This window comes from Streptomyces sp. B1866 (assembly GCF_031932565.1).
Taxonomy (GTDB): domain Bacteria; phylum Actinomycetota; class Actinomycetes; order Streptomycetales; family Streptomycetaceae; genus Streptomyces.
The window spans coordinates 1-25892 of record NZ_JAVSCF010000065.1 but is presented as its reverse complement, the minus strand read 5'-3'; the positions used below and the strand labels follow the sequence as shown (position 1 = coordinate 25892).

At 74.3% G+C, this 25892-nt stretch carries 18 protein-coding genes and 2 pseudogenes; 10 read left to right on the top strand and 10 right to left on the bottom strand.

Features of this window, described 5'->3' with window-relative positions; genetic code table 11:
- Nucleotides 1–931 (top strand): annotated as a pseudogene (locus RKE29_RS12035) (hypothetical protein); the annotation flags it as partial.
- A 24-nt stretch (nt 932–955) separates the two neighbouring features.
- Here RKE29_RS12035 and RKE29_RS12030 read toward each other — a convergent pair.
- Entirely contained in the window at nt 956–2605 is a 1650-nt protein-coding gene (locus RKE29_RS12030) for an alkaline phosphatase D family protein (protein WP_312005174.1), read from the bottom strand.
- An 89-nt stretch (nt 2606–2694) separates the two neighbouring features.
- Nucleotides 2695–4026, bottom strand: a complete 1332-nt coding sequence (locus tag RKE29_RS12025) for a PLP-dependent aminotransferase family protein (protein WP_312005175.1) — start codon at nt 4024–4026, stop codon at nt 2695–2697.
- A gap of 136 nt (nt 4027–4162) precedes the next feature.
- Here RKE29_RS12025 and RKE29_RS12020 point away from each other — a divergent pair.
- Nucleotides 4163–4684, top strand: a pseudogene (locus tag RKE29_RS12020) (alpha/beta fold hydrolase); the annotation flags it as partial.
- A complete protein-coding gene (locus RKE29_RS12015; RefSeq protein WP_312005173.1) occupies nt 4674–5045 on the top strand; it encodes a hypothetical protein in 372 nt (123 codons plus the stop codon). The pseudogene RKE29_RS12020 and the gene RKE29_RS12015, both read left to right, overlap by 11 nt.
- Before the next feature lie 54 nt (nt 5046–5099).
- Here the strand turns inward: RKE29_RS12015 and RKE29_RS12010 are convergent, their stop codons facing one another.
- A complete protein-coding gene (locus tag RKE29_RS12010; RefSeq protein WP_312005172.1) occupies nt 5100–6380 on the bottom strand; it encodes a transcriptional regulator in 1281 nt (426 codons plus the stop codon).
- Between the two features lie 104 nt (nt 6381–6484).
- Here RKE29_RS12010 and RKE29_RS12005 point away from each other — a divergent pair, with 104 nt between their 5' ends.
- On the top strand, nt 6485–6892 hold the full coding sequence (locus tag RKE29_RS12005; RefSeq protein WP_312005171.1) for a recombinase family protein: 408 nt from the start codon (nt 6485–6487) through the stop codon (nt 6890–6892).
- Nucleotides 6893–7213: 321 nt separating this feature from the next.
- Here RKE29_RS12005 and RKE29_RS12000 read toward each other — a convergent pair whose 3' ends face one another.
- The gene (locus RKE29_RS12000; protein ID WP_312005170.1) at nt 7214–7897 is read right to left on the bottom strand and encodes a hypothetical protein; all 684 of its coding nucleotides are present in this window, start codon (nt 7895–7897) and stop codon (nt 7214–7216) included.
- A gap of 171 nt (nt 7898–8068) precedes the next feature.
- A complete protein-coding gene (locus tag RKE29_RS11995) occupies nt 8069–8869 on the bottom strand; it encodes a site-2 protease family protein (protein ID WP_312005169.1) in 801 nt (266 codons plus the stop codon).
- 145 nt (nt 8870–9014) lie between these two features.
- On the opposite strand from RKE29_RS11995, the gene RKE29_RS11990 reads away from it, so the two are divergent.
- Together RKE29_RS11990 and RKE29_RS11985 are read left to right on the top strand one after the other, a co-directional pair.
- Entirely contained in the window at nt 9015–12452 is a 3438-nt protein-coding gene (locus tag RKE29_RS11990; protein ID WP_312005168.1) for a BTAD domain-containing putative transcriptional regulator, read from the top strand.
- Between the two features lie 444 nt (nt 12453–12896).
- Nucleotides 12897–13751, top strand: coding sequence for a lamin tail domain-containing protein (locus tag RKE29_RS11985; RefSeq protein WP_312005167.1), 855 nt, complete (start codon nt 12897–12899; stop codon nt 13749–13751).
- A 226-nt stretch (nt 13752–13977) separates the two neighbouring features.
- Here RKE29_RS11985 and RKE29_RS11980 read toward each other — a convergent pair whose 3' ends face one another.
- From RKE29_RS11980 to panB, 3 genes are all read right to left on the bottom strand, one after another.
- Nucleotides 13978–14799, bottom strand: a complete 822-nt coding sequence (locus RKE29_RS11980) for an ABC transporter permease (RefSeq protein WP_312005166.1) — start codon at nt 14797–14799, stop codon at nt 13978–13980.
- Nucleotides 14796–15854 (bottom strand): ATP-binding cassette domain-containing protein, encoded by a 1059-nt coding sequence (locus tag RKE29_RS11975; protein ID WP_312005165.1) that lies wholly within the window; start codon nt 15852–15854, stop codon nt 14796–14798. Before RKE29_RS11975 ends, RKE29_RS11980 begins: the two co-directional genes overlap by 4 nt.
- 227 nt (nt 15855–16081) lie before the next feature.
- Nucleotides 16082–16966, bottom strand: a complete 885-nt coding sequence (gene panB, locus RKE29_RS11970) for a 3-methyl-2-oxobutanoate hydroxymethyltransferase (protein ID WP_312005164.1) — start codon at nt 16964–16966, stop codon at nt 16082–16084.
- A 172-nt stretch (nt 16967–17138) separates the two neighbouring features.
- Between panB and RKE29_RS11965 the strand changes: the two genes are divergently transcribed.
- The 3 genes from RKE29_RS11965 (at nt 17139) to RKE29_RS11955 (ending at nt 21159) form a co-directional block, all read left to right on the top strand.
- The gene (locus tag RKE29_RS11965; RefSeq protein WP_312005163.1) at nt 17139–18767 is read left to right on the top strand and encodes an MFS transporter; all 1629 of its coding nucleotides are present in this window, start codon (nt 17139–17141) and stop codon (nt 18765–18767) included.
- Nucleotides 18768–18952: 185 nt separating this feature from the next.
- Nucleotides 18953–19495: a TetR/AcrR family transcriptional regulator gene (locus tag RKE29_RS11960; protein WP_312005162.1), complete on the top strand. Its 543-nt coding sequence runs from the start codon at nt 18953–18955 to the stop codon at nt 19493–19495.
- Between the two features lie 608 nt (nt 19496–20103).
- Nucleotides 20104–21159 (top strand): endonuclease/exonuclease/phosphatase family protein, encoded by a 1056-nt coding sequence (locus RKE29_RS11955; RefSeq protein WP_312005161.1) that lies wholly within the window; start codon nt 20104–20106, stop codon nt 21157–21159.
- A gap of 75 nt (nt 21160–21234) precedes the next feature.
- Here RKE29_RS11955 and RKE29_RS11950 read toward each other — a convergent pair whose 3' ends face one another.
- A complete protein-coding gene (locus tag RKE29_RS11950; protein ID WP_312005160.1) occupies nt 21235–22995 on the bottom strand; it encodes an NAD+ synthase in 1761 nt (586 codons plus the stop codon).
- 326 nt (nt 22996–23321) lie between these two features.
- Between RKE29_RS11950 and glnA the strand changes: the two genes are divergently transcribed.
- Entirely contained in the window at nt 23322–24686 is a 1365-nt protein-coding gene (glnA, locus tag RKE29_RS11945) for a type I glutamate--ammonia ligase (protein ID WP_312005159.1), read from the top strand.
- A gap of 75 nt (nt 24687–24761) precedes the next feature.
- On the opposite strand, the gene RKE29_RS11940 is transcribed toward glnA, so the two are convergent.
- A partial coding sequence (locus RKE29_RS11940; protein WP_312005158.1) for a tyrosine-type recombinase/integrase occupies nt 24762–25892 on the bottom strand: 1131 nt, incomplete at its 5' end.

Genomic DNA, 25892 nt, shown 5'->3' with positions numbered 1-25892 from the left:
GCAGCCGCTCGCCGCGGCGGCCCGCGGCCAGGCGCCTGCCTGGTACGCGGGCGCGGCCGCGTCCGCCGCCTGCCTGGCCGCGCTCGCCCCGCTCGCCCACCGGGCCGTACCCGGCATCCCCCTCCAGGCCCTGCGGCTGCGCGCGGCCCTCGCCTGGCGGGTCAGCGCGTCGCTGTTCTCCCTGGACCTCCGGCAGGCCCACACCGCCGTACGCGCCCAGCGGCGGCGCGGCGCCCGGCCCGCGCTGCGCCTGCCCCCGCCGCGCCACCCCTGGCTGCTGGTGCCCTGGCGCGACGCGACCGGCCTGCTGCGCGCCCCGGGACGGCTCGGCTGGGCCGCCGCCTGCTGCGCGCTGGCCGCCGCGCTCGCCGTGGCCGCCTGCGGCCTCGACGGCCGCGCACGCTGGCTGGCCGCCGCGCTGGCCCTGAGCAGCGCGTACCTGTCCGCCGCACAACTCGCCGAGCCCGCGCGGGCCGACAGCGACGACATGCGCCGGTCGGCGGCCCTGCCGTACCCCTCCGGCACGCTGGCCCTGTGGCACGCGCTGGTGCCCGGCGCGCTGCTGGTCTGCGGCCTGGCCGCCGCCTGCGCGGTGTGCGCGGCCGGCGGCTGGTGGCACCCCGCGCTGCTGGTCCTGCTCGCCGCCGCGCCCGCGTGCGTGGCCGCCGCCCTGGTGAGCGCCTACCGCGGCCCGCTGCCCAGCCACCTGCTCATCGGCGCCGACACGCCGATGGGCAACACCGGCCCGGTGCAGGCCGCGGCCTGGTTCCTGCGCGCCCCGCTGGCCCTGCTCGTCACGACCGTGCCCGCCCTGGCCGCCGTGACCGCCAGCGGCCGCCTCGCGCCCGTACCGCTGCTGTGGCCGCTCGCCGTGGCGGCGGCGGGCCTGGCGTGGGCGCGCCGCACCGCACGCCGCCTGTACGCGTCCTGACGTGCGGTCACCGCGCGGCGGCGGTCACCGCACGGGCGCGTCGGCGCGCTCCAGCCGCTGGCTGCCCGAGGCCGTACGGTACGAGCGCACCCAGGCGGCGGTGGCGTCGCGGCGGGTCCGGTCGGAGAGCGCGTAGTAGTCCATCTGCGCGCGCTCGGCCGTCACGTCCAGCACACCGAAGCCGTGCGAGTCCAGGTCGATCCACTTCAGGTGCCGGTTGGCCAGTTGCAGCGCGCCCTCGGCGACCCGCGAGACGGTGTGCGGGTCCACCTTCAGAATGTCGTCGATGTTGTCCGAGGTCACCGAGGTCACCACGAACTCCGTCGCGACCGTGCCCGACAGCGGATAGGTGGCCGCCTCGCACGGCACCTCGCTCGCCCACGCCGAGTGGATGTCGCCGGTGAGGAAGACGGTGTTGCGCACGCCCGCCGCGCGCAGGTGGTCCAGCAGCTCCCGGCGGTCGGCGGTGTAGCCGTCCCACTGGTCGGTGTTGACCGCCAGGCCCTCGCGGGGCAGGCCGAGCAGGTCGGCCAGCGGGCGCAGCAGGTAGGCGGGCAGGGCCAGCAGGGCGACCGGCGAGATCATCACCGAGTTGCCCACCAGCCGCCAGGTGGCGTCGGACCGGCTCAGGCCCGCCTTCAGCCAGTCCATCTGCGCCCGGCCGGTGATCGTACGGTCCGCGTCGTCCGCGCCGTCGGGCCGGTCGGCCTGCGCGGAGCGGAAGGAGCGCAGGTCGAGCAGGCAGATGTCGGCCAGCCTGCCGTAGCGCAACTGCCGGTAGGTGGTCCCGGCGACGGACGGCCGCACCGGCATCCACTCGAAGTAGGCCCTCTTGGCGGCGGCGACGCGGGCGGCCCAGTCGCCCTCGGTGTCCGGCTGGTGGTTGACCGCGCCGGTCGCCGAGGCGTTGTCGGCGAACTCGTGGTCGTCCCAGATCGCGATCACCGGCAGCGCGGCGTGCAGGGCCGCGAGGTCCGGGTCGGTCTTGTAGGTGGCGTGCCGCAGCCGGTAGTCGGCGAGGGTGACGGTCTCCCGGGCGGGCCGGTGCGGGCGTACGACCGCGCCGCGCGCGGCGTACGCGCCGGTGGCGTACTCGTACACGTAGTCGCCCAGGTGCAGCACCGCGTCCAGGTCGCCGCGCCCGGCCAGGTGCCGGTACGCCGCGAAGTAGCCCGCCTCCCAGTTGGCGCAGCTGACCACGCCGAACCGCAGCCGGTCCACGGCCGCGTCCCGCGCGGGCGCGGTCCGGGTCCGCCCGACCGGCGAGTGCGCGCCGCCCAGGGTGAACCGGTACCAGTAGTCGGTGGCCGGGGCCAGCCCGCGCACGTCCGCCTTGACGGTGTGGTCGGCGTCCGGCCCGGTGCGCACCGTGCCGCTCGCGACGACCCGCGCGAAGCCCGCGTCGGCGGCCACGGCCCACCCGACCTCGCTGTCCGGCCCCCGGCCCGAGCCGGGCTCCGCGTCGGCGGAGGGCGTCACGCGCGTCCACAGCAGGACGCCGTCGGGCAGCGGGTCGCCGGAGGCGACGCCGTGCTGGAAGACGGGCACCTCGGCGCCGACGGCCGGGACCGAGGCCAGGGAGACCAGCGGAAGCAGCGCGGCGCCGGCGGCGGCGCCCTTGACGACGGTACGGCGGGGCGGGGTGCGCGGCGCGGGCGCGGGGGTGGTGGACACGGGACGGGATGCTACGGGTGCGGCAGGACAGGCGGATAGTCCCACGAGCCGCCCCGCTCCGCGCCGCCGCGGTACGGCCGCCCGCGCGGCTATTCCAGCCCGTCGGCGTCCTCGGGCGTGCCGCGGGCCAGTTCGGCGAGGGCGTCCAGTGCGCGGACTAGGGTGTCCCGCGGCGGGGAGGCGAGCGCGAGCCGCACGGCGGCGGGCGCGCGGGCGGGCCCGGCGGCGAACGCGGCGGCCGGAGTGACGGCGATGCCCAGCCGGGCCGCCGCGGCGACGAAGGTCTCCGCCCGCCACGGCTCGGGCAGCTCCCACCAGCAGTGGTAGGCGTGCGGGTCGGCCCGGACGGCCTCCCCGGCGAGCCGGTCGGCGACGATCCGCTGGCGGGCCGCCGCGTCCTCGCGCTTCGCCGCCTCCATGGCGGCCGCGGTGCCGTCGTGGATCCACCGCTCCGCCGCCTCCAGCGCGAAACGGGAGGCGAGCCAGCACCCCGACCGCAGTGCGGAGGCGACGCGCCGGGCCAGGTCCGGTGGCGTGACCAGGAACCCGAGCGTCAGACCGGGCGCCAGCCGCTTGGACAGGCTGTCCACCAGGAGGGTGCGGTCGGGGGCGAGGGCGGCCAGCGGGGCCAGGTCGGGGCGCAGGAAGCCGTAGACGGCGTCCTCGATCGCGTAGAGCCCGCGCTCGCGCAGCACGTCGGCCAGGTCCGCGCGCCGCCCGGCGGGCATCGTGACGCCGAGGGGGTTGTGCAGAGCGGGCTGGAGGTAGACCGCGCGCAGCCGCGGTCCGGTGGCGAGCCCGTCCGGGACCAGGCCGTCCTCGTCCATCGCCAGCGGGACGAGCGTGACGCCGAGGCGGGCCGCGACGCCCTTCACGAGGGGGTAGGTGAGCGGTTCCACCCCCAGCCGCTCGCCGGGCGGCACCAGGGCGGCGACCGCGGCCGCGAGGGCCTGCCTGCCGTTGCCCGCGAAGAGCAGCCGCCCCGGGTTCGGCGCCCAGCCCGCGCGGGCCAGCAGGGCGGCGGCGGCCTGCCGCGAGCCCGGGGTGCCGACCGCGCCCGCCGCCCGCAGCGCCGAGGCCATCGCGTCCGGCCGCAGCAGCCCGCGCAGGCTCCGGGCCAGCAGCTCGGGCTGGCCGGGCAGGACGGGAAAGTTCAGCTCCAGGTCGACGCGCGCCCCGCCCGGCTCGGCGAGCGCGGGCTCGTCCGGCGGCGCCGCAGCCCGTACGAACGTGCCGCGGCCCACCTCGCCCACCGCTAGGCCGCGTCGCACCAGCTCTCGGTAGACCCGCGCGGCGGTCGAGGCGGCGATGCCGTGCTGCCGGGCGAACCGGCGCTGCGGCGGCAGGCGCTCGCCGGGGCGCAACCGCCCCTCGGCGATGTCGCCCGCGAGCGCGTCGGCGATCACCCGGTAGTCGGCCAACGTCTCCTCCTGTGTCCCGCCCTGTTCTGACAATTGCACTGAGAGCAATATTTCGATTGCACCGAGCATAGCCCCCGCCTAGCCTCGGTGAAACAGCCGGAGAAGACCGGAGCAGAGGCAGGACGGGGTGAGGGCGATGAACGAGGTCTTCCTGGGCGGTCCGGACGCGGTCACCGTGGCGTACGAGGACCGCGGCGCGGGCGAGCCGCTGGTCCTCGTCCACGGACATCCCTTCGACCGCTCGATGTGGCAGCCGCAGACCGAGCACTTCTCCCGCGCCGGCCACCGCGTGATCGCCCCGGACCTGCGGGGCTACGGCGCCACCACGGTCGTGCCGGGCACGACGCCGCTGGAGGCGTTCGCCCGCGACCTCGCCCGGCTGCTCGACCACCTCGGCGTCGAGCGCTTCGTCCTGGGCGGCCTGTCCATGGGCGGGCAGATCGCGCTGGAGTGCTACCGGCTCTTCCCGGACCGGATCCGCGCCCTGCTGCTCGCCGACACCTTCGCCGCGGCCGACACCGAGGCGGGCCGCGCGACCCGCCGCGCGACGGCCGACCGGCTGCGGCGCGAGGGGATGGCGGGCTACGCCGAGGAGGTGCTGACCCGGATGGTGGCGCCGTACAACGNACCGGCTGCGGCGCGAGGGGATGGCGGGCTACGCCGAGGAGGTGCTGACCCGGATGGTGGCGCCGTACAACGTCACGGCCCGGCCCGCGGTGGCCGCGCACGTGCTGCGCATGATGCGCGGCGCCCCGGCCGAGGGCGCCGCGGCCGCCCTGCGCGGCCGGGCCGAGCGGCCCGACTACACCGGCATGCTGCCGCGCGTGTCCGTGCCGACGCTCGTCGTGGTCGGCGCCGACGACACGTTCACCCCGGTCGGCGACGCCCGCCTCATCCAGGAACGCGTGCCGGGCGCGGTGCTGGAGGTCATTTCCGGCGCCGCCCACCTGCCGAACCTGGAGCGCCCCGCCGAGTTCAACGCCGCGCTGGCACGCTTCCTCGACGCCCTGCCCTGCTGACGCCCGCCCGCCCCGCTCCGGCCGGTCTCCCGGTCGGGTCGGCGGCGGGGGCGGTCAGGTCCAGAAGGACGACGGGAGTTCCGCGCGGGCGCGCTCGTGAAGGTCGCGGGCGGACTCGTTGCCGAGGTGGGGTTCGATGCTCTTCAGCATGGTGGCGACACCTTTGTCGGTACTGCCGGACCGTACGTACGGGTAGTCGGTCAGCACCTCCTGCCACGTGGCGCACGCCTCGTCAAGCCGACCGGCCTTGAACTGCCGGTCCGCCAGTAGCAGGTTGATCTCCGTGCGCCCCCGACGCCGCTCCGGTGGACGCAGGGCGTTCGACCCCCGCAGGCTCTCGATGGCTCCCGAGAGGTCACCGCTGTAGTACTGGACGTACCCCAGCACCTGAAGTTGCGCAGGTCGGCCATACCCGCTCGACGCGTCATCGACTTCCGACTGCTCCAACGACCGGTCCGCGACGTTGAAACTGTCCAACGCCTTCCGCCGATCGCCGAATCCGGCAGCGGAGGCCGCGCAGCAGCCGAGGATGAACGCCCGCTTGCGCGGAGCCGCCGACCGCAGCGAAACATCAGCGGCGGCGTCTGCGAGCTGGACAGAACGCTGATGTTGATTCAGCTTCAGCGCTTGGACGCCCATGGTGCGCAGCGTGGTGCCGTACCACTGGGTATCACCGGCTGCTTTCGCCAGCTCCAGCGACTTCTTGTAGTACTGGTCCGCAAGCCCGTGCAGCTCGTCATCCACGGCCATCCAACCGGCCATGTGGCATACCTGGGCCGCCGCGGATAACATCGCGGACCGCACAGCCTCCGGGCCGTCGGCGCGCAGGTACGGGATCACGGTGTCTTGCAGGAATGTCGCCACAGGGGGCCGCGCCCGTCGTCCCCCGACCCGCGCTTCAAGGTCCCAGAACTGCTCAGTGAGCTTGTGGACGGCTTCAACGTCGGACATGCCGACCCGCTGAGCTTGCCCGCCCCGTACCGCCGTCACTCTGGCCGTCGTGTCGTCCCACCGTGGGACGCTGAGCGAGGCCGACGAGGCGAGACCGGCGTTGACGATGCTGCGGCGCGAGGGGTCCATGTCGCTCCCGATGAGGTCGGCCAACTCTTCAACGATATCCGCGCATTCGTGCCGCGAATCGTTGACAGGGGGAACGGTGGCCAGGAGTTTGTCGAGTGCTGCCAGCAGCTCTTTGGAGGCGCACTGCGTGCCGTTGAGCACTCTGGACAGGTACGCCTGGTCGTACCGCATCAGCTTCGCGGCCTTGCGCATGCTCAGCCCGCGATCGCTCAGCGCTTGCGTCACAGCCCGCTTGAAGTCCCCTGAGCCGTCCATGCGGGCCACAGTAATAGTCATCGCTCGGTCATCGACAACTTACTTCCTGTCACCATCCCCGTGGGTGAAGACTCGTTCCCGTCGCAGCCGAAGGGGACGACGACATGACCGACACGCACGCCCCCGCACCTCTCGTGTTCATCTACGACAGGTGCGCCACTCAGTACCAGGAAGAGCTGGTCGAGCGCATCGCGCGGTGCCAGGAGTACGCCCGCGAGCACCGATGGGAGATCGCCGGGAGCTGGACGGACTTCGCGGACGACGCGCTGAGCGCCCGGCGCCCGCAGTGGTACTCGATGGCGGATCAGATGGCGCGCTTCGCGGCGGGCCGACCCGTGGTCTGCCTGGTCCCGGACTGGCACCGGATCTCCCATGACGCGGCCACCCGCCAGGACCTGTGCCGGGCCGTACGCATGGCCGGAGGGCACTGCGAAACGCTCGCCGGGCAGACCGACACCTGGGCCGGAACCTGCGCCCGGCGCACTCCGCCCCCGCCCTCCTCGGTGGCGTAACCGGACCGGGAGCCGCACCCACCGGTCACCATCAGACCCCCGGACGGCGGGCCGACTCCAGCCCCCGCCGTCCGGGCCCCGTCCCTCCGGCGGACGGTCGAGCCGCTGCTCCTCGCGGGCTCCCGCCGCCGGATCGCGCCGCGTGGCCCGAGGTGTCCGGGCCACTGCGCGGCGCGGGCGTCGCCGTAGCCCCCGTTAGTCGGCGACGCGGGACGAGGGGGCGCCGGAGCTCCGCACCGGGCGGAGACCGGCGCCCCCTTTACCGCCCCGGCGGCCTACGTCCGGACGTCGAACCGCCGGGTGCCGGCCACCGACGGCGGCTCACGCCTCCTGGGTCCAGGACACCGAGCAGGCCAGGCCCCTGCGGTCCGGATCCGAAGAGCTGAAGCCGCCCTTGAAGTAGCCGATGATGTACTCCGTACCGCGTTCGAGGACGACGTCCGTGAAGGTTTCCTGGTCGGTGTGCTTCTCGCTCTTGACCTGGAGGTGCCGCTTCGGCTTGACGTCCTTGTCGTACAGCACTCCCGTGTCCTGGCCCTCCCACAGCCCGGCCCAGTCGCCGTCCTCTCCGGGGAGCATGCCCTGGGGGAGCTGGTACTGGAAGGTCTGGGAGGTCGAACCGATACCCACCCGGCTGACGCCGGGTGAGACGTAGCTGAAGTCCTTCCCGGACGCGGGTATGAAGGCCGTGGAGCACACTCTGGACACGCTGTCCCCGACGGCGTAGGCGATCAGGTACGGCAGATTGCCGATCTGGAGACTGGAGAACACGTCGGAGCCGTCGGGCTGGTCCACCCGGACAGGGTTGTGGTTCAGCGGCTTGGCGTTGCGCGGCACCGACGAGGTCGGCGTCTGCCAGATGTACACGGTATTGCCGTACTTCTTCGGCAGGTTGCCGGGCATGGTGGCGAAGTTGTAGGTGGCCGTGTCACCACCGACGTTCGCGATCGTCAGCCCGGTCGTGAGCTGGGTGTCCACCGACCGGTCGAGCAGTTGGGTAGCCATGGTCGTCCCTTCCTGGCCGTTGCGGGTGTGGGGAACCTCGGCCTGCGTGCCTGTCCCCGGCGCCCCCTCGGCGCGCCCCTTAGGGTTGCCAGGGCCGGATGGGTGAAACGGCCGCCTCGCGCCCTCACCCGTTCGGCGCAGCACGCGGTGCCGGATCGCCCGGCGCGGCGGTCAGGAGCCGAACGGCACCGGCACCCGCGGCTCGCCCTGCCAGAAGCGGAAGTACTCCTGACCCCAGTACGTGTCCCACTCGGACACGTCCAGCGCCCGCATCAGCGCGTCGACGCCGTCGAAGAAGGCGTGGTTGACGCTCGGAATCCACAGCACGCCGAACACCGCCAGCAGCCCGAACGGCGCGAACGGCTCCACCTGGCGGCGCAGCGCCGGGGACAGCCACGGCTCCACGATGCCGTACCCGTCCAGGCCCGGCACCGGCAGGAGGTTCAGGATCGCCGCCGTCACCTGGAGCAGGGCCAGGAACGCGAGGGCGTAGCGGAAGACGTCCGGCACGCCGTCCAGCGCGTGCAGCCAGAAGGGAGCGGTCAGCGCGGCGGCGAACAGGATGTTGGTCAGCGGGCCCGCCGCCGAGATCAGGCTGTGCCGCCAGCGGCCCCGGATGCGGTGCCGCTCGATGAACACCGCGCCGCCCGGCAGGCCGATGCCGCCCATGACGACGAAGAGGACGGGCAGCACGATGCTCAGCGCCACGTGGGTGTAGCGCAGCGGGTTGAGGGTCAGGTAGCCCTTGGCGCCCACGGTCAGGTCGCCGCTGTGCAGGGCGGCGCGCGCGTGTGCGTACTCGTGCAGGCACAGCGAGACGATCCAGCCGGAGACGACGAAGAGGAAGACGCCGAAGCCGGGGCTCGCGCCGTACTCCTTCCACACCGCCCACGCGGACGCGGCCATGACCGCGACCAGGGCCAGGAAGACGGGGCTGATCTGTCTGTCGTGGCGGGTGGCGGCCGTGGTCATGGCGGGGCCTTTCGTACGGGGCGGGGCGGTGCGGGCGGCGTAGGGGGAACGGCGTGCGGGGGGCGGCGAGTTCCGCCGGGCGGCGCGCGGCGTGCCCCGCGCGCCCCGGCGGCGGGCGGTCCCGGCGGTCCACGACAATAGAGCCGTGCGCTACGGCATCCTCGGCACCACCCAGGCCCACCGCGGCGACGGCACCCTCGTGCCCCTGGGCGGCGCCCGGCTGCGCGCGCTGCTGGCCGCCCTGGCCCTGGACCCGGGACGGGTGCGTACCGCCGGGGCGCTCATCGGCGAGGTGTGGGCCGACGAGCCGCCCGCCGACGGGGGCGGCGCGCTACAGGCCCTGGTCGGGCGGCTGCGGCGGGTGCTCGGCCGGGACGCCGTGCGGTCCGCACCGGGCGGCTACCGGCTGGCCGCCGACCCGGACGACGTGGACCTGTTCCGCTTCGAGCGGCTGGTGGACGAGGGCGCCTCGGCGCTCGCCGACGGCGACCCGGCCAAGGCCGCCGCCGCCCTGGACGACGCCCTCGCCCTGTGGCGCGGCCCGGCCCTGGCCGACCTGCCCGACGCCGCGGCCCCGGCCGCCCGCGCCGAGGCGCTGCGGCTGACCGCGTACGCCGCGAGCGCCGAGGCCGACCTGGCCCTGGGCCGCGCCGAGCGGACCCTGCCCGTCCTCGCCGAGCTGTGCCGCGACCACCCGCTGGACGAGGCCCTGCTGGCCCTGCGGATCCGCGCGCTGCGCGACAGCGGCCGTACGGCGGAGGCGCTGGCCGCGTACGAGTCGGGGCGCGCCGAGCTGGCCGACCGCCTCGGCGCGGACCCCGGGCCCGGGCTGCGCGCCCTGCACGCGGAGCTGCTGCGGCCCGTTCCGGCCACCGCCGCGGCGTCCGCGGGCGGCGGTCCCTCGGACTTCCGGCCCCCGGAGGGCGTACGGGCCCAGGGCGCCGCCGCCCCCGGGGGAGCGGAGCGGGGGGTCGCGGCGGGCGGCGGCCCCGCGTCCGGCCGCGTCCGGTCCGGTGCCCCGCCCGGCAACCTGCGCGCCCGCCTGACCAGCTTCGTCGGCCGCGAGACCGACCTGGCCGTGCTGCGCGCGGACCTGGTCGCCCACCGGCTGGTGACCCTGACCGGAGCGGGCGGCGCCGGGAAGACGCGGCTGTCGCAGGAGGCCGCCGACGCGGTCGCCGCCCGCTGGCCGGACGGCGTCTGGCTCGCCGAGCTGGCCCCCGTGGACGAACCCGGCACCGTCCCCGAGGCGGTCCTCACCGCGCTCGGGGCACGGCAGACCGTGCTGAGCGCCACCAGCGAGGCGCTGCGCGCCGCCACCGACCCCGAAGGGTCCGACGCGCTCGCGCGGCTCGCCGAGCACTGCGCGCCGCGCCGCATGCTGCTCGTGCTCGACAACTGCGAACACGTCGTGGACGCCGCCGCCCGCCTCGCCGACTTCCTGCTCGCCCGCTGCCCCGGCGTGACCGTGCTCGCCACCAGCCGGGAACCGCTCGCCGTGCCCGGCGAGGTGGTGCGGCCCGTGGAGCCGCTGCCCGACCCGGTGGCCCTGCGGCTGCTGGGCGAGCGGGGCGCGGCCGCCCGCCCCGGCTTCCGCACCGGCGGCGACCCGGAGGCGTGCGCCGAGATCTGCCGCCGCCTGGACGGCCTGCCGCTGGCGATCGAACTGGCCGCCGCGCGGCTGCGGATGCTCACCCCGCGGCAGATCGCCGACCGCCTGGACGACCGCTTCCGGCTGCTGACCGGCGGCCACCGCACCGTACTGCCGCGTCAGAAGACGCTGCGGGCGGTGGTCGACTGGTCCTGGGACCTGCTGGACGAGCCCGAGCGGACCGTGCTGCGCCGCCTGTCGGTCTTCGCGGGCGGCTGCGACCTGGCCCTGGCCGAGGCGGTGTGCGCGGACGGCCCGCCCGGTGCGCCCGGCTCGACCGGAGCGGACGGCCCGACCGGCGTCGACGCGCGCGACGTGGCCGCCCTGCTGGGGTCGCTTGTCGACAAGTCGCTCGTGGTCGCCGCCCCGGCCGACGGCGACGAGATGCGCTACCGCCTGCTGGAGACCGTCGCCGAGTACGCCGCGGAGCGGCTGGCCGAGGCGGGGGAGCGGGCGGCGGCCGAGCGGCGGCACGTCGTCGCGTACCGGGAGCTGGCCCGCGCCGCCGACCCCCTGCTGCGCGGCCCCGGCCAGCGGACCTGGCTGGCCCGGCTGGAGCGGGAGCACGACAACCTGCGGGCCGCGCTGCGCCGAGCGGTCGCCGCGAGGGAGGAGCAGGACGCGCTGTGCCTGGTGCTGTCGCTGAGCTGGTTCTGGCAGCTGCGCGGCCACCGCGGCGACGCCCGCCAGTGGTCGGCCGCGGCCGCCGCGCTGGGACCCGACCCGTTCGCGCCGCCGGTCGTCCCCGCCGAGCCGCTGGCGGTCGCGCTCACGCAGGTGGCGCCGCCCTACCCGCCCGATGTGCTGGCCGAGGCCCGGCGCGGGGTGCGCCTGGTGGGCCTGGCCAACATCGAGGGCGACATGGGGCGGCGGGACAGCCCGGAGGCCCGGCGCGAGCTGGCGGGCATCGTCGCCGCCTACCAGCCCGGCCTGCCGCAGACCGTCCGGATTCCGGGCGTCATGTGGTTCTACGCGGTCCTGCTGACCGGTGACTTCACCGGGCTGCGGCAGGTGGTCGACACGGCGGTGGACACCGCCCGGGGCCTCGGCGGCGGCTGGGAGCTGGGCTTCGCGCTGCTGCTGCGCGCCAAGATCCTCAACGACCGGTCGGACAGAGCCGGGGGCGTGCACCGGGACGCCGACGAGTGCCTGAGGGTCTTCACCGAGATCGGCGACGCCTGGGGGGTGGCCGAGGCGCTGTCCGAACGCGGCTGGGCCCGCGAGCAGCGCGGCGTGCACGACCTCGCCGCCGAGGACTACCGGGCGGCCGTCCGGCTCGCCGAGGAGTTGGGCGCGCGGGCGCAGGTGTGGCTGCTGCGCACCCGGCTCGCGAGCGTGTCCATCGAGAGCGGTACGGACCCGGACGGCGGGGAGCGGGTGCTGCGGGAGGTGGTCGCGCTGGAGGGGCGCATGGGCGGCGAGGCGGTCACCTACGCCCGTATCCAGCTCGCCATGCGGTGCGGGGCCACCGGGCGCACCGCGGAGGCGCGGGCCCATCTGGACTACCTGCTGCGGCTGTTCGGCAACCGGGCGCTGGGTCTCTTCGAGGGCCTGGTGGGAGGGCTGCTCGCCTGGCTGGACGGCCTGGACGGCGCGTACGGCCGGGCGCTGTCGCGGGTACGGGAGGCGCTGGCCAAGACCGACGACCCGATCACCCGCATGGTCGCGCCGCACCTGCCGCTCGCGCAGCTGCTCACCGGCGCCCGCGCGCTGGCCGGGCTCGGCGGCCAGGAGCGGGCCGCCGCCGCGGCGCGGCTGGTCGGGGCGTACGACGCGCTGTGGCCGCCGGGGTACTACGCGCTGGCCTCCGAGCGGCGCAACCGGGCGGCGGCCGAGGCGGCGGCCCGGTCGGTACTGGGCGACGCGGCCTACGAGCGGGCGCGCGCCGAGGGCGGCGGCCTCACCCTGAGCCAGGCCGCCGCCCTGCTGTGAGCCCGGGCCGGCCTGACGCGGGAGCCGGCCCGGGCTCGTCTACGGCCCGCCGCGGTGCACGGCGGGGCCGGTGCGACCGGCGGGGCGCGCGGCCGCCCCGCCGGTCACGGGACGTCCCGGGAACACCACGGGACGTCCTGTGAACACGCTGAACCGGATCGCGGGCCAGGCCCGGCGCGCGGCCGCCCCGCCCGGCGGCCCGAACGGCTGTTTTCCGCCAGCCCGGACCCGTCCGCTGGTCACCGGCCAGCATGTTTGTCTGCTTTTCGGGTTCAGGTCGTGCTGCCGGACTCCTACGGTGGACCGGGGCCCTCGCGAGCGCGGCACCTCGCGAACGGCGGCAGCGGCCCGAGTGGTCCGGCAGGTGGCACGTGCGGTGAGACACGTTCGGTGAGACACGTTCGGTGAGACTCGGAAAACCGAAAAACGGGGGGCGGTCCTGTCATGGGCAAAATCGAGACCAAGGGTGTCTGGAGCAGCGTCAGCGTGGACCCTTCGACGTTCCACGGCCTGGGCGGCAACCACATCAGATGGGGCGACGTCCCGGACGCCAAGAGGAGCGGTTATCTCTTCCGGGGACGCACCCCCGAGGCGGACCTCGACGGTACGGAATTCGTGCTCGGCACGCTCACGCACTACAACTTCCGTATTCCGATGTCGCAGCCCGACGAGTTCGACGTGTTTCTCGACATCGTGGTGACCTTCCAGGACGACGGGACCAAGGTCGACCTCCCCGCGCTGCGTTTCCACCACCACGAGACGCCCAACGTGGGCGGCGACGTGGACGACGTGGTCCACCTGCCGAAAATCGACAGGCACCCGGTGGTGAAGATCGGCGGCGAGTCGTACCGGGTGAACATCACCGGTTTCACGACGGACAGTGAACGCCACGCCGAATGGTTCGTCAGCCCCGAGGGCAAGAGCAGCAGCGGCCAGATCAAGGCCCAGTTCGCCCGCGTCGGCGAGCCGAACAGCTACATCTCGCACGTGCAGGTGGGCAGCGACCCGTCGAGCCCGCGGGCCGACGACTACGTCGAGATCCTGAACGGCGGCGCCGAGCCGGCCGACATCTCCGGCTGGAAGCTTCGGGCCGATGACGCCGGGCACGAGTTCACCTTCCCGACCGGTGCGACGATCCAGCCCGGTCGTCGCGTCCGGGTCTACACCGACACGGTCCACCGCCAGTACGGCGGCTACTCCTACGGCGTCGGGAGCCCGGTCTGGAACCACGAGGGCGACACCGCGCTCCTGGAGGACGCCGACGGCAACACGGTGTCGGTCCTCCCCTTCGACCGGTAGGCCCCGGCTGCCGGGTCCCGGCCCAGGACGCTGCGGCGGCCCGAGCCGGGCCCCGGCCCCGGGTACGCCCGCCCGAGGCGCCGCGGGGTGGCCCGGAAGCCCCCCGGCCGGGCGCGCCGCCGCCGAAAGGCCCTGCCCTGTCAGCCGCGCCCGGAACCCTGTCCGGAGCCGCGCCCGGCGAGTCGGCCGGGGAGCGGAGCGAGCGGGTGGTCCGCCGCCCCGCCGCTCACGTCTTGTTGCGGAACTTCGCCACCGCCAGCGGCGCCGTCACCGCCGTGATGCCCAGCGCCCACAGCAGCGTGATGACCGCGGGGCCCGTGGCCGAACCCTGGTCGATCATCAGCGCGCGGGACGCGTCCGCGAGCTGCGACAGGGGGTTGTAGTCGGTGAACGTCTGGAGCCAGCCCGGCATGGTGGCCGGCTTGGCGAAGATGGACGAGCCGAACTCCAGCGGCATGATCACCATGAAGCCCACGCCCTGCACCGCCTGAGCCGTCCTCAGCGACAGCCCGAGCAGCATGAACACCCAGGTCAGCGAGGCGCCGAAGGCCAGCGCCAGCACCACGGCGGCCAGCAGCTGCGGTATGTCGGTCTTCAGGTCGAAGCCCATGATGAAGCCGACGGTCAGCAGGATGACGGTCGACACCAGCATCCGGCCGATCTCCACGGTGAGCTTGGCGATCAGCACCGACGACCGGGCGATGGGCATCGTGCGGAACCGGTCCATCACGCCCTTGCGGAAGTCCTCGTTGACGCCCGTGCCGACGGACATCGCGATCTGGATGCCGCCCATCGCCATCATGCCGGGGATGAAGTAGTCCACGTAGGCGTCCTGGTTGCCGGACACCGCGCCGCCGAAGACGTACACGAACAGCAGTGTGAAGATGATCGGCATCAGGACGGCGTCGAACATCGACTCCGGATCCTGTCTGATCTGCAGGGCGTTGCGGCGCACCAGCGCGCCGATGTGCCGCAGGTTGGCGCGCGGTCCGATGCGGCCCTCGCCGGACGGCGTCTGCGCGGGCAGGGTCACTGTCGCGGCGCTCACGCGGCGACCTCCTCGTAGGTCTCGGCGGCCTGGCCGGACTGGTCGCCGGGGTTGCCGGGGCCGGTGCGGCCGGGCTCGTGGGCGGACGTCTTCTGGCCGGTGAGGGCCAGGAAGACCTCGTCCAGGCTGGGCAGGTGGGTGTCGATGCCGGAGACGGCGAAGCCGCGCGCGCCCAGCAGCCCGATCACCGCGGTCAGCTGCTCGTCGCTGAGGATCGGCACGTTGACCAGGCCCTCGGCGGTGTCGGCGGTCGCGCCGCCCACGCCGTCGAGCCCGGCCTGGGCGAGGGCGCCGACCATGCGGGTCAGCTCGCCCGGGTCCGCCGGGCGTATCTGGAGGGTGCGGCCGCCGACCTTGGCCTTCAGCTCGTGCACCGTGCCCTCGGCGATGACCTTGCCGCGGTCGATGACGGTCAGCTCGTCGGCCAGCTGCTCGGCCTCTTCCATGTACTGCGTGGTGAGCAGCACGGTCGAGCCGTCGGCGACCATGCGCCGGATCTCGTCCCAGACCTCGTTGCGCGTGCGCGGGTCGAGGCCGGTGGTCGGCTCGTCCAGGTACAGCACCGCGGGCCGGCCGATCATGGAGGCGGCCAGGTCCAGACGGCGGCGCATGCCGCCCGAATACTGCCCGGCGGGCCGCTTGGCGGCCTCGGTCAGCGAGAACCGCTCCAGCAGCTCGTCCGCCCGGCGCCGGGAGTCCCCGCGGGACAGGTCCAGCAGGCGGCCGATCATGTAGAGGTTCTCCCAGCCGGACAGCTTCTCGTCCACCGACGCGTACTGCCCGGTGAGGCCGATGGTGCGGCGCAGCTGCCGCGGCTGGCGCACCACGTCGAACCCGGCCACGACGGCCGTGCCCGCGTCGGGCTTCAGCAGGGTGGACAGGCAGCGCACGAGCGTGGTCTTGCCCGCGCCGTTCGGCCCCAGGACACCGAGGACGGTGCCCTCCCGCACGTCGAGGTCCACGCCGTCGACCGCTCTGGTGGTCCCGAAGTGCTTGACGAGCCCCCGTACTTCGACGGCGTTCCCGCCGCCTGGTTTCGTTCCTTGTCGCGTCATGCCCCCACCTTGACAGCCGCCACTGACAATCCGCCGACAGGCGGCGGACAGCCCGCCGACGGGGGGTGTCGGCGGGCTGTCGGTGTGCCGCGGCGGCCTCGCGCCGACCCGCGGCCAGGCGGGCCGGGCGGCTCAGCGGACCGGGCGGGCCGGCGGGCGCGGCCCGGGGGCGTGCGCGGCCGGGGCCGCGGCGGCCCGGCGGGCGGACGCCCGGCGGCCGGCCCGGATCAGTGGTACGAGTGCTCCTCGGCCGGGTAGTGGCCGCCCACCACGTCGTCGGCGAACGCCCTGGCCGCGTCGCCCAGAGTCCGGCGCAGGTCCGCGTACTGCTTGACGAAGCGCGGCACCCGGCCGCCGGTGAGGCCGGCCATGTCGGTCCACACCAGCACCTGCGCGTCGCAGTCCGGGCCGGCGCCGATGCCGACGGTCGGGATGTGCAGGGAGCGGGTGACCTCCGCGGCCAGCTCGGCCGGGACCAGCTCCAGCACGACCGCGAAGGCGCCCGCGTCCTGCACGGCCTTGGCGTCGCGCAGCAGCTGCTGCGCCGCCTCCTCGCCGCGGCCCTGCACCGGGTGCCCGCCGTAGGCGTTGACGGACTGCGGGGTGAAGCCGACGTGCGCCATGACGGGGATGCCGGAGCGCACCAGCAGCTCGATCTGGTGGGCGGACCGCTCGCCGCCCTCCAGCTTGACCGCGCCGACGCCGGCCTCCTTCACCAGCCGGGTCGCGTTGCGCAGCGCCTGCACGGCGCCCTCCTGGTACGCGCCGAACGGCAGGTCGCCGACGATCAGGGCGCGGCTGGTGCCGCGCACGACGGCGGCCGCGAGGATGGTGACCTCGTCCATCGTGACCGGCACGGTGGACTCGTAGCCGAGGTGACAGTTGCCCATCGAGTCGCCGACGAGCATGACCGGGATGCCGGCCTCGTCGAAGACCGACGCGGTGGTGGCGTCGTAGGCGGTGAGCATGGGCCAGCGCTCGCCGCGCTCCTTGGCGGCGGCGATGTCGCGGACGGTGACACGCCGGGAACTCTTGCCCCCGTACAGCGCCTTCACGGCCGGGGCGGCCTTGCTGCTGTCGGGAAGGTTCCGGGCAGGGCTGACGTGCGTCATTGCAGGTGCTCCTGTTCGTCATCTCGAAGCGCCCTTACGGCGTCTCCGGACACCACCCATGCTGGCACGCGCCGCCGTCGGCGGGAAGGGGTGGCCACGGCGTGAAAAACCGTGTGAAAACCGCCTTCCAATACGAGACGGTTCCGTATCGGAACGGGTTAGCCTGGTCCGTATGACAACCCCTTCCGGCGCGGCGCCCGCCGGGGACGACCCGGGCCGCGTCTCCGAGACGGTCCACCGAAGACGGTGGGCCATCCTCGCCGTCCTGATGGCCAGCGTCGTGGTCGTCGTCCTGGACAACTCCATCCTCAACGTGGCGATGAAGACGATCGCCTCCCCCGAGCCCACCGGCCTGGGTGCCACCCAGAGCGAGCTGGAGTGGGCGATCAACTCGTACACGCTCGTCTTCGCCGGGCTGCTGTTCACCGCCGGCCTGCTCGGCGACCGGCTCGGCCGCAAGAAGGTGCTGCTCGGCGGCATGGCGGTGTTCGGCCTCGGCTCGGTGCTCGGCGCCTTCTCCGGCTCGCCCGAGGAGCTGATCGGCTACCGCGCGCTGATGGGCCTCGGCGCGGCCTTCGTGATGCCCGCCACCCTGGCCATCCTCGTGAACGTCTTCGAGCGCGAGGAGCAGGCCAGGGCCATAGGGATATGGGTCACGGCGGTGGGCGGCGCCATCGCGGTCGGCCCCATCACCGGCGGCCTGCTGCTGGAGCACTTCTGGTGGGGCTCGGTCTTCTTCGTCAACGTGCCCGTCGTCGTCCTCGGGCTCGTCGCCATGGCGCTGCTCGTGCCCGACTCGCGCGACCCGGCGCCCGGCCGCCTCGACCCGCTGGGCGTGGTGCTGTCCGTCATCGGTCTCGTACTGCTGGTGTACGGCATCATCAAGGGCGGGCAGCTCGCCGACTTCACCGACCCGCAGGTGCTCGGCACGATCGGCGGCGGGCTCGCCGTGCTGGTCCTGTTCGTGGTCCACGAGAAGCGCGGCGACCACCCGGCCATCGACATGGCGTACTTCCGCAGACCCGCCTTCTCGGCCGCCGTCGTCGCCGTCGGCCTGGTCTTCTTCGCCCTTATGGGCGTGACGTTCTTCAACGTCTTCTACACGCAGAGCGTGCGCGGCTACTCCGCGCTCCAGGCCGGCCTGCTCGTCCTGCCGCTGGCCGCCGCCCAGCTGTTCTTCGCGCCCCGCGCGCGGCTGGCCGTCGACCGCTTCGGCGCCCGCGCGGTGTGCACGGCCGGCATGCTGCTGATCGCCGCGGCCATGAGCGGGTTCCTGCTGATGGACGCGGACACGCCGATCTGGGTGCTGGAGGTCATGCTCTTCCTCCAGGGCGTGGGCATGGCGCACATCATGCCGCCCGCCACCGTCTCGATCATGCAGGCGCTGCCACGGGAGAAGGCCGGCTCCGGGTCGGCGGTCAACAACACCTTCCGGCAGGTCGGCGGCGCGCTCGGGGTGGCCGTCCTGGGCTCGGTGCTGTCCACCACCTACCGCGACGGCATCGAGGACACGCTGGCGTCCGTGCCCGGCCTGTCCGCCTCGGCCCGGCACGCCGCGGGCGAGTCCGTCGAGGCCACCCTCGGCGCCGCCGACCGGCTGGGGCCGCGGGGAGACGCGCTGGTGGGCCCCGCGCACGACGCCTTCCTCCACGCCATGCACGTCACCGCGCTCGGCGCGGCGGCCGTGGCGGTCTTCGGCGCGCTGATCGTCGCCGTGTTCCTGCCGGGGCGGGACGCGGCCGGAGGCGGGCCGGAGGCCCCCGAGCCGACCGAGCGGGCCGAGGCGGGTGCGGGCCGATGACGGTCCGGCCCGGACCGGACCCGGGGGCCGCCCCCGCGGTCCCCGCCCGGGCCGCACCCCCGGCTGAGCCCGGTCGCGCGGCGGGGGCGGCGGCCCCGACCCCGACGGCCCCGGCGGCGGGCTCCGGTAGCCGCACGCGCGGGCGGCCGCGCAGCCCGGAGGCGGACGCCGCGATCGTCGAGACCGTGCTGCGGCTGCTGGAGGACGGCGTCACGGTCAGCGAGCTGTCGATCGAGCGGATCGCCCGCGAGGCGCGCGTCGGCAAGGCCACCGTCTACCGTCGCTGGCCCGGCAAGGAGGCGCTGATGGTGGACGTCATACGCTCCCTGGACGAGCCGATGCCGCCGGCCCGGGGCGCGTCGGTGCGCGACGACCTGGTCCAGGCGCTGGAGTTCCTGCGGCGCCGCGGCGTGGCCCGCCGCGACTCCGCCCTGCTGCACACGGTCCTGGGCCAGATGCGGGCGAACCCGCGGCTGTGGAGGGAGTACCACGACACGGTGGTCGCCGCCCGCCGCGAGGCGCTGCACGCGGTGCTGCGGCGCGGGATGGCCGCCGGCGAGATCCGCGCCGACGAGGACGTCGACCTGCTCACCGACCTGTTCACCGGGCCGATGCTGGCCCGGTCGGTGCTGGCCGAGTGGCGGGAACTGCCCGAGGGCCTCGCGGAGCGGATCGTGGACGCGGTCCTGGACGGCGTCCGGCCCCGCCCGGCCCCGCCGGACTCCTGAGCGCCGCCGCGCCGGCCGGGCCCCGAGCCGCCTCGCCGGGCGCAGGCATCTGGCCCCCGAGTCGCCTCGCCGGGCGCAGTCCTCCGGCCCCGAGCCGCCCCGTCGGGCCAGGCCTCCGGCCCCCGAGTCGCCTCGCCCGGGCCCAGTCCTCCGGCCCCGAGCCGCCCCGTCGGGCCAGGCCTCCGGCCCCCGAGTCGCCTCGCCCGGGCCCAGTCCTCCGGCCCCGAGCCGCCCCGTCGGGCCAGGCCTCCGGCCCCCGGCCGCTTCGGCTCCCGGGCCACCCCGGCCCCCGGGCCGTCCCGCCCGGCCGGGCTCCGGACCCGCCGACTGCGGCCCGCCCGTCCCGGTCCGGCCCGCTACGGTCGTACGCGTTCCCCGCCCGCCGGGCGGGCCGTCGCCGCCGTGCCACCGGCCGGTCCCGGGTCCGCCGCACCGGCCCGGCTTCCGTTCCTCGGGGAACCCCGCTGCCGCCCCGGCGCGTCCTCCCCTGAGACGCATTCCCCCGAGCGTCCGGGAAAGCCCCTGGTCATCCCCTATGGTCGTAGGCCGAAGACCGGCCAGGGGCCAAGGAGCCGGAACGGGCAGTCGAGGCAGCGAAGGGACGGCGCATGGCGCGGGCGTACACGCAGGAGACCGGGCGGACGGAGACCGGGCCGCGGCGGACCGGCGGCCGGTTCCGGCGCCTGCTCACCGGCCTCGGCGGCCGGCTCGCCCGCCTCCGGCGCGACCGCGGGATCTGGCGGCGCGGCCTGGTGCCGGCCGTCCTGGCCGTGCTGCTCGCCCTGGTGATGACCTTCCACGCCAAGGTGCCCAACGGCGTGGGCAACCTCGGCAGCCTGCTGGAAACGTTTCTGCCCTGGCTGGGGCTGCTCGTCCCGCTGCTGCTGGCCGCGGCGCTGGTGCGGCGCAGCGCGACGGCGCTGCTGGCGCTGGTGCTGCCCGTGGCCGTGTGGCTGAACCTGTTCGGCGGGCTGCTGTTCCTCGACAAGTCCCACGGCCGCGGCGACCTGACCGTGGTCACCCACAACGTGAACGCGGACAACGCCGACCCCCGGGGCACGGCCCGGGACCTGGCCGCCTCCGGCGCCGACGTGGTGGCGCTGGAGGAGCTGACCAGCCCGGCGGTCCCGGTGTACGAGCGGGCGCTGGCCGGCGCGTACCGCTACCACGTGGTGCGGGGCACGGTCGGGCTGTGGAGCCACTACCCGCTGTCCGGCACCGAGCCGGTCGACATCAAGCTGGGCTGGGTCCGGGCGCTGCGCACCACGGTCACCACGCCCAAGGGCGCCGTGGCCGTGTTCGTGGCGCACCTGCCGTCGGTGCGGGTGAAGTTCGACGCGGGCTTCACGGCCGGGCAGCGGGACGCCAGCGCCGACGCGCTGGGCCACGCCATCGCCGCCGAGAAGCTGCCCGGCGTCATCCTGCTCGGCGACCTGAACGGCACGATGAACGACCGGGCCCTGGCCTCGGTCACCTCGCAGCTGCGTTCGGCGCAGGGCGCGGCGGGCGACGGCTTCGGCTTCAGCTGGCCCGCGTCGTTCCCCATGGCCCGGATCGACCAGATCCTGGTGCGCGGCGTGGCGCCGGTCTCGGCGTGGACGCTGCCGCGCACGGGCAGCGACCACCTGCCGGTGGCGGCGTCCGTCCGCTTCCCGGCCCGCTGAGCCGGTCTCCCGGCCCGCTGAGCCGCCGGACCGGGCGGACCGCGCCCGCGAGGCCGTCAGGGCGCGGCGAGGCCGTCAGGGCGCGGTGCCCGGCTCCCGCCAACGGTTGGTGATGGGCAGGCGGCGGTCCTTGCCGAAGCCCTTCCCGGAGATCTTGGTCCCGGGCGGGTACTGCCGCCGCTTGTACTCGGCCGTGTCCACCATGCGCAGCACGCGCGTGACCAGCTCCGGCTCGAAGCCGGCCGCGACGATCTCGTCCCGGCCCTGGTCCCGGTCGACGTACCGCTCCAGGATCCGGTCCAGGACGTCGTAGTCCGGCAGCGAGTCGGTGTCGAGCTGGCCGGGCCGCAGCTCGGCGCTCGGCGGCTTGCTGATCGAGTTCTCCGGGACCGGCGGGGTCTGGCCGCGCTCGCGCGCCGCCTCGTTGCGCCACCTGGCCAGCCGGAACACCGAGGTCTTGTAGACGTCCTTGATCGGCCCGTACGCGCCCACCGAGTCCCCGTACAGCGTGGAGTAGCCGCAGGCCAGCTCGGACTTGTTGCCCGGGGCGAGCACGATGTGGCCCTCCTGGTTGGACAGGCCCATCAGCAGCGTGCCGCGCAGCCGGGACTGGAGGTTCTCCTCGGCGAGCCCGGTCAGGCCCAGCGCGCCCAGGTAGGCGTCGAACATCGGCGCGATGGGAACGGTGCGCAGGTGCAGGCCGGTGCGCCGGGCCAGCTCCTCGGCGTCGGCCAGGGAGTGCGCGGAGGAGTAGCGGGAGGGCATGGCGACGCCGTGCACGTTGTGGGCGCCGACGGCGTCGCAGGCGAGGGCGGCCACCAGCGCGGAGTCGATGCCGCCGGACAGGCCGACGAGCACGCTGCGGAAGCCGTTCTTGGCCACGTACGCGCGCAGGCCCACCACCAGCGCGGTGTACACCTCCTCGTCCTCGTCCAGGCGCGGCGCCTGGCCGCCCGCGAGCACCGGCTCGTACGCGGGCAGCGGGTCGGCGGAGAGCGTGACGTGCTCCACGCGCAGCCCGTCGTCCACGACCCCCTCGGGCACCGGTCCGGCCGCGGGCAGGTCGAGGTCCAGGGTCACGCAGCCCTCGGAGAACTGCGGCGCGCGCGCGATGACGGCGCCGTCGCGGTCCACCACGATCGAGTCGCCGTCGAAGACCAGCTCGTCCTGGCCGCCGATCATCGCCAGGTAGGCGGTGGTGCAGCCGGCCTCCTGGGCCCGCTTGCGGACCAGCTCCAGGCGGGTGTCGTGCTTCTCGCGCTCGTACGGCGAGGCGTTGACCGACAGCAGCAGCCCGGCCCCCGCGGCGCGCGCGGCGGGCACCCGGCCGCCCTCCTGCCACAGGTCCTCGCAGATGGCGAGGGCCACGTCCACCCCGTGGACGCGGATGACGGGCAGCGTCTCGCCGGGGACGAAGTACCGGAACTCGTCGAAGACGCCGTAGTTCGGCAGGTGGTGCTTGGCGAAGGCCAGTGCCACGCCGCCGCCGTGCAGCACCGCGGCGGCGTTGCGCGGGGCGCCCGCGGGCTGGCCGTAGCGGACCTGCGTGGCCTCCGAGCGGTCCAGGTAGCCGACGACGACGGGCAGGTCGCCGAGCCCTTCGGCGGCCAGCCGGGCGGCCAGGGAGCGCAGGCACGCGCGGGACGCCTCCACGAAGGAGGGCCGCAGGGCCAGGTCCTCGACGGGGTAGCCGGTCAGCGCCATCTCCGGGAAGGCCACCAGGTGGGCGCCCTGCTCGGCGGCGTGCCGGGTCCAGCGCACGATCGTCTCGGCGTTGCCGTCGAGGTCGCCGACGGTGGAGTCGACCTGATTCAGGGCGAGGCGTAGTTGAGGCACGGGCCCAGTGTAATCGTCGGTCTGACACGATCGCCGGTGACCCGTACTCTGGCGCCTGTCCGGCCAGGTGGCGGCCGCACGGACCGGGCCATTGTCGGTGCCGTGTACCACAATGGAGGAAGTACAGGAAGGATCATGGCGGCCAACCGGTACAAGACGCGCGTACCACCAGGCAAGATGGGCGGCGCGTGGGCGCGCATCCGTGACGTTCGGCGGCTGGACGCGCGCACGCAATGCTCCCGAAACCGTGTCGTGGGACGCTCGTGGGCCCCCAGTGCGACCCCGCGGGCGCGGGACGGGCGGCCTGACCAGCGAGGATGGGTGAAATGGATAAGCAACAGGAGTTCGTGCTCCGCACTTTGGAAGAGCGCGACATCCGCTTCGTGCGGCTGTGGTTCACCGACGTGCTCGGGTTCCTGAAGTCCGTAGCCGTGGCGCCCGCCGAGCTTGAACAGGCATTCGACGAGGGCATCGGGTTCGACGGCTCGGCGATCGAGGGCTTCGCCCGCGTCTACGAGTCCGACATGATCGCCAAGCCGGATCCGGGCACCTTCCAGATCCTGCCCTGGCGCGCCGAGGCCCCCGGCACCGCCCGCATGTTCTGCGACATCCTGATGCCGGACGGCTCGCCCTCCTTCGCCGACCCGCGGTACGTGCTCAAGCGCATGCTGGCGAAGGCCTCCGACCTGGGCTTCACCTTCTACACCCACCCCGAGATCGAGTTCTTCCTGCTCAACCAGAAGCCCGTCGACGGCTCCCGCCCGGTGCCCGCCGACTCCTCCGGCTACTTCGACCACACCCCGCAGAACGTGGGCATGGACTTCCGCCGCCAGGCCATCACCATGCTGGAGTCGATGGGCATCTCGGTGGAGTTCTCCCACCACGAGGGCGCGCCCGGCCAGCAGGAGATCGACCTGCGGTACGCCGACGCGCTGTCCACCGCGGACAACATCATGACCTTCAGACTCGTGATGAAGCAGGTCGCGCTGGAGCAGGGCGTGCAGGCCACGTTCATGCCCAAGCCGTTCTCCGAATACCCCGGCTCCGGCATGCACACCCACCTGTCCCTCTTCGAGGGCGACCGGAACGCGTTCTACGAGTCCGGCGCCGAGTACCAGCTCTCCAAGATCGGCCGCTCCTTCATCGCCGGCCTGCTGCGGCACGCCGCCGAGCTGTCCGCCGTCACCAACCAGTGGGTCAACTCCTACAAGCGCATCTGGGGTATCGCCCAGGGCCGCACTGCGGGCGCCGGCGGCGAGGCCCCCTCGTACATCTGCTGGGGCCACAACAACCGCTCCGCGCTCGTCCGCGTCCCCCTCTACAAGCCCGGCAAGACCGGCTCCACCCGCATCGAGGTCCGCTCCCTCGACTCCGGCGCCAACCCCTACCTGGCGTACGCGGTCCTGCTCGCGGCCGGCCTGCGCGGCATCGAGGAGGGGTACGAGCTGCCCGCCGGCGCCGACGACGACGTGTGGGCGCTGTCCCCGGCCGAGCGCCGCTCCATGGGCATCGAGCCCCTGCCGCAGAACCTCGGCGAGGCCATCTCCCTCATGGAGCACAGCGAGCTGGTCGCCGGCACCCTCGGCGAGCACGTCTTCGACTTCTTCCTGCGCAACAAGAAGCAGGAATGGGAGGAGTACCGCTCCGAGGTCACCCCCTTCGAGCTGCGCAAGAGCCTGCCGGTGCTGTAATCGCAGGTCAGGAGCCTGTCTCGCCCCTCCGAACCGGTCGGGCCAGCGGTGATCAGCCGCTGGCCCGGAGCCGTGTCACCCGTCCTGGGCCGTCTGTGGGCCGTCCGGCGCCGGAGCGGCGGCCCGGTACATGCCGTCTACCGCGTCCCGGGTGCGCCCGTCGCTGCTCGGCATGAGGTGGGTGTAGGTGCGGAGGGTGAAGCCGGGGTCCGAGTGCCCGAGGTAGGTACTCAGTGCCTTGATGTTCTCTCCGGCGTCCAGCAGCACCGAGGCGTAGAAGTGCCTGAGCGCGTGCATGCCGTGCTCGCGGGCCGCCGCGTACCGCTGCCCTTCCTCCGGCTGGGGGATCACGCCACCGGCCGCGAGGGCGGGCTTCCAGACGCGCGTGTTGAAGTCCGTACGCCGAACCGCCCCGCCGCCGGGCAGCGAGAACAGCAGACGCTTGGTGACCAGGGGCCCGGTCGGCTTCAACCAGGGGAGCGTCACGTCCACCGGAGGGAACAGCTTCCGGTGCCGCTGGAGCACCCGGGCAACGCTGGCGGGCAACGGCACGTCACGCTCCTTGGCGCGCTTCGGCGGCCCGAACACGAGGTGTCCGTTGGCCACCTTCACCTGGTTGCCGACGTGCAGCCAGCGGCCCGAGAATCCGTCCTCGTCGTCCGGCAGTCCGAACACCTCGCCCTGCCGCAGACCGCATCCGGCGCCGAGATCGACCATCGCGCGGTACCGGTCCGGCAGCGCGGCCCGGACGGCGAACACCCGCTCTGCGGCCCACGGGCGCACCCTGGCGGGCGTAGGAGCGGGGGCCCGGACCGTGCGTGCCTTGCAGGGGTTCTTGGCCAGAAGCCGGTCATCCACGGCGGCGGCCAGCAGCGCGGAAACGCTGGCGAAGATGACGCGGCGGTAGGACGACACCGGCAGCGCGCGCTCCAACTCGCTCAGCCAGTCCCGGATGTGCTGGGGCTTGAAGGAGTCGAGCGGACGGGCACCCAGGTACGGAAAGGCGTGCAGCCTGAGCTGCGATTCCACGCTCGTGCGCGTCGTGGAATCGGTGGTCTGCGCCGCGAGCCACTTCTCACCGTATTGCCGGAACGTCGTCCGACCGGCGGCGGGGTCGATGTAGGCCCCGCGCGACATGTCGGCCTCGATCTCCGACAGCCACAGCTCGGCCTTGCGCTTCTGTCGGTCGGGGAAGCTCTTGGACTT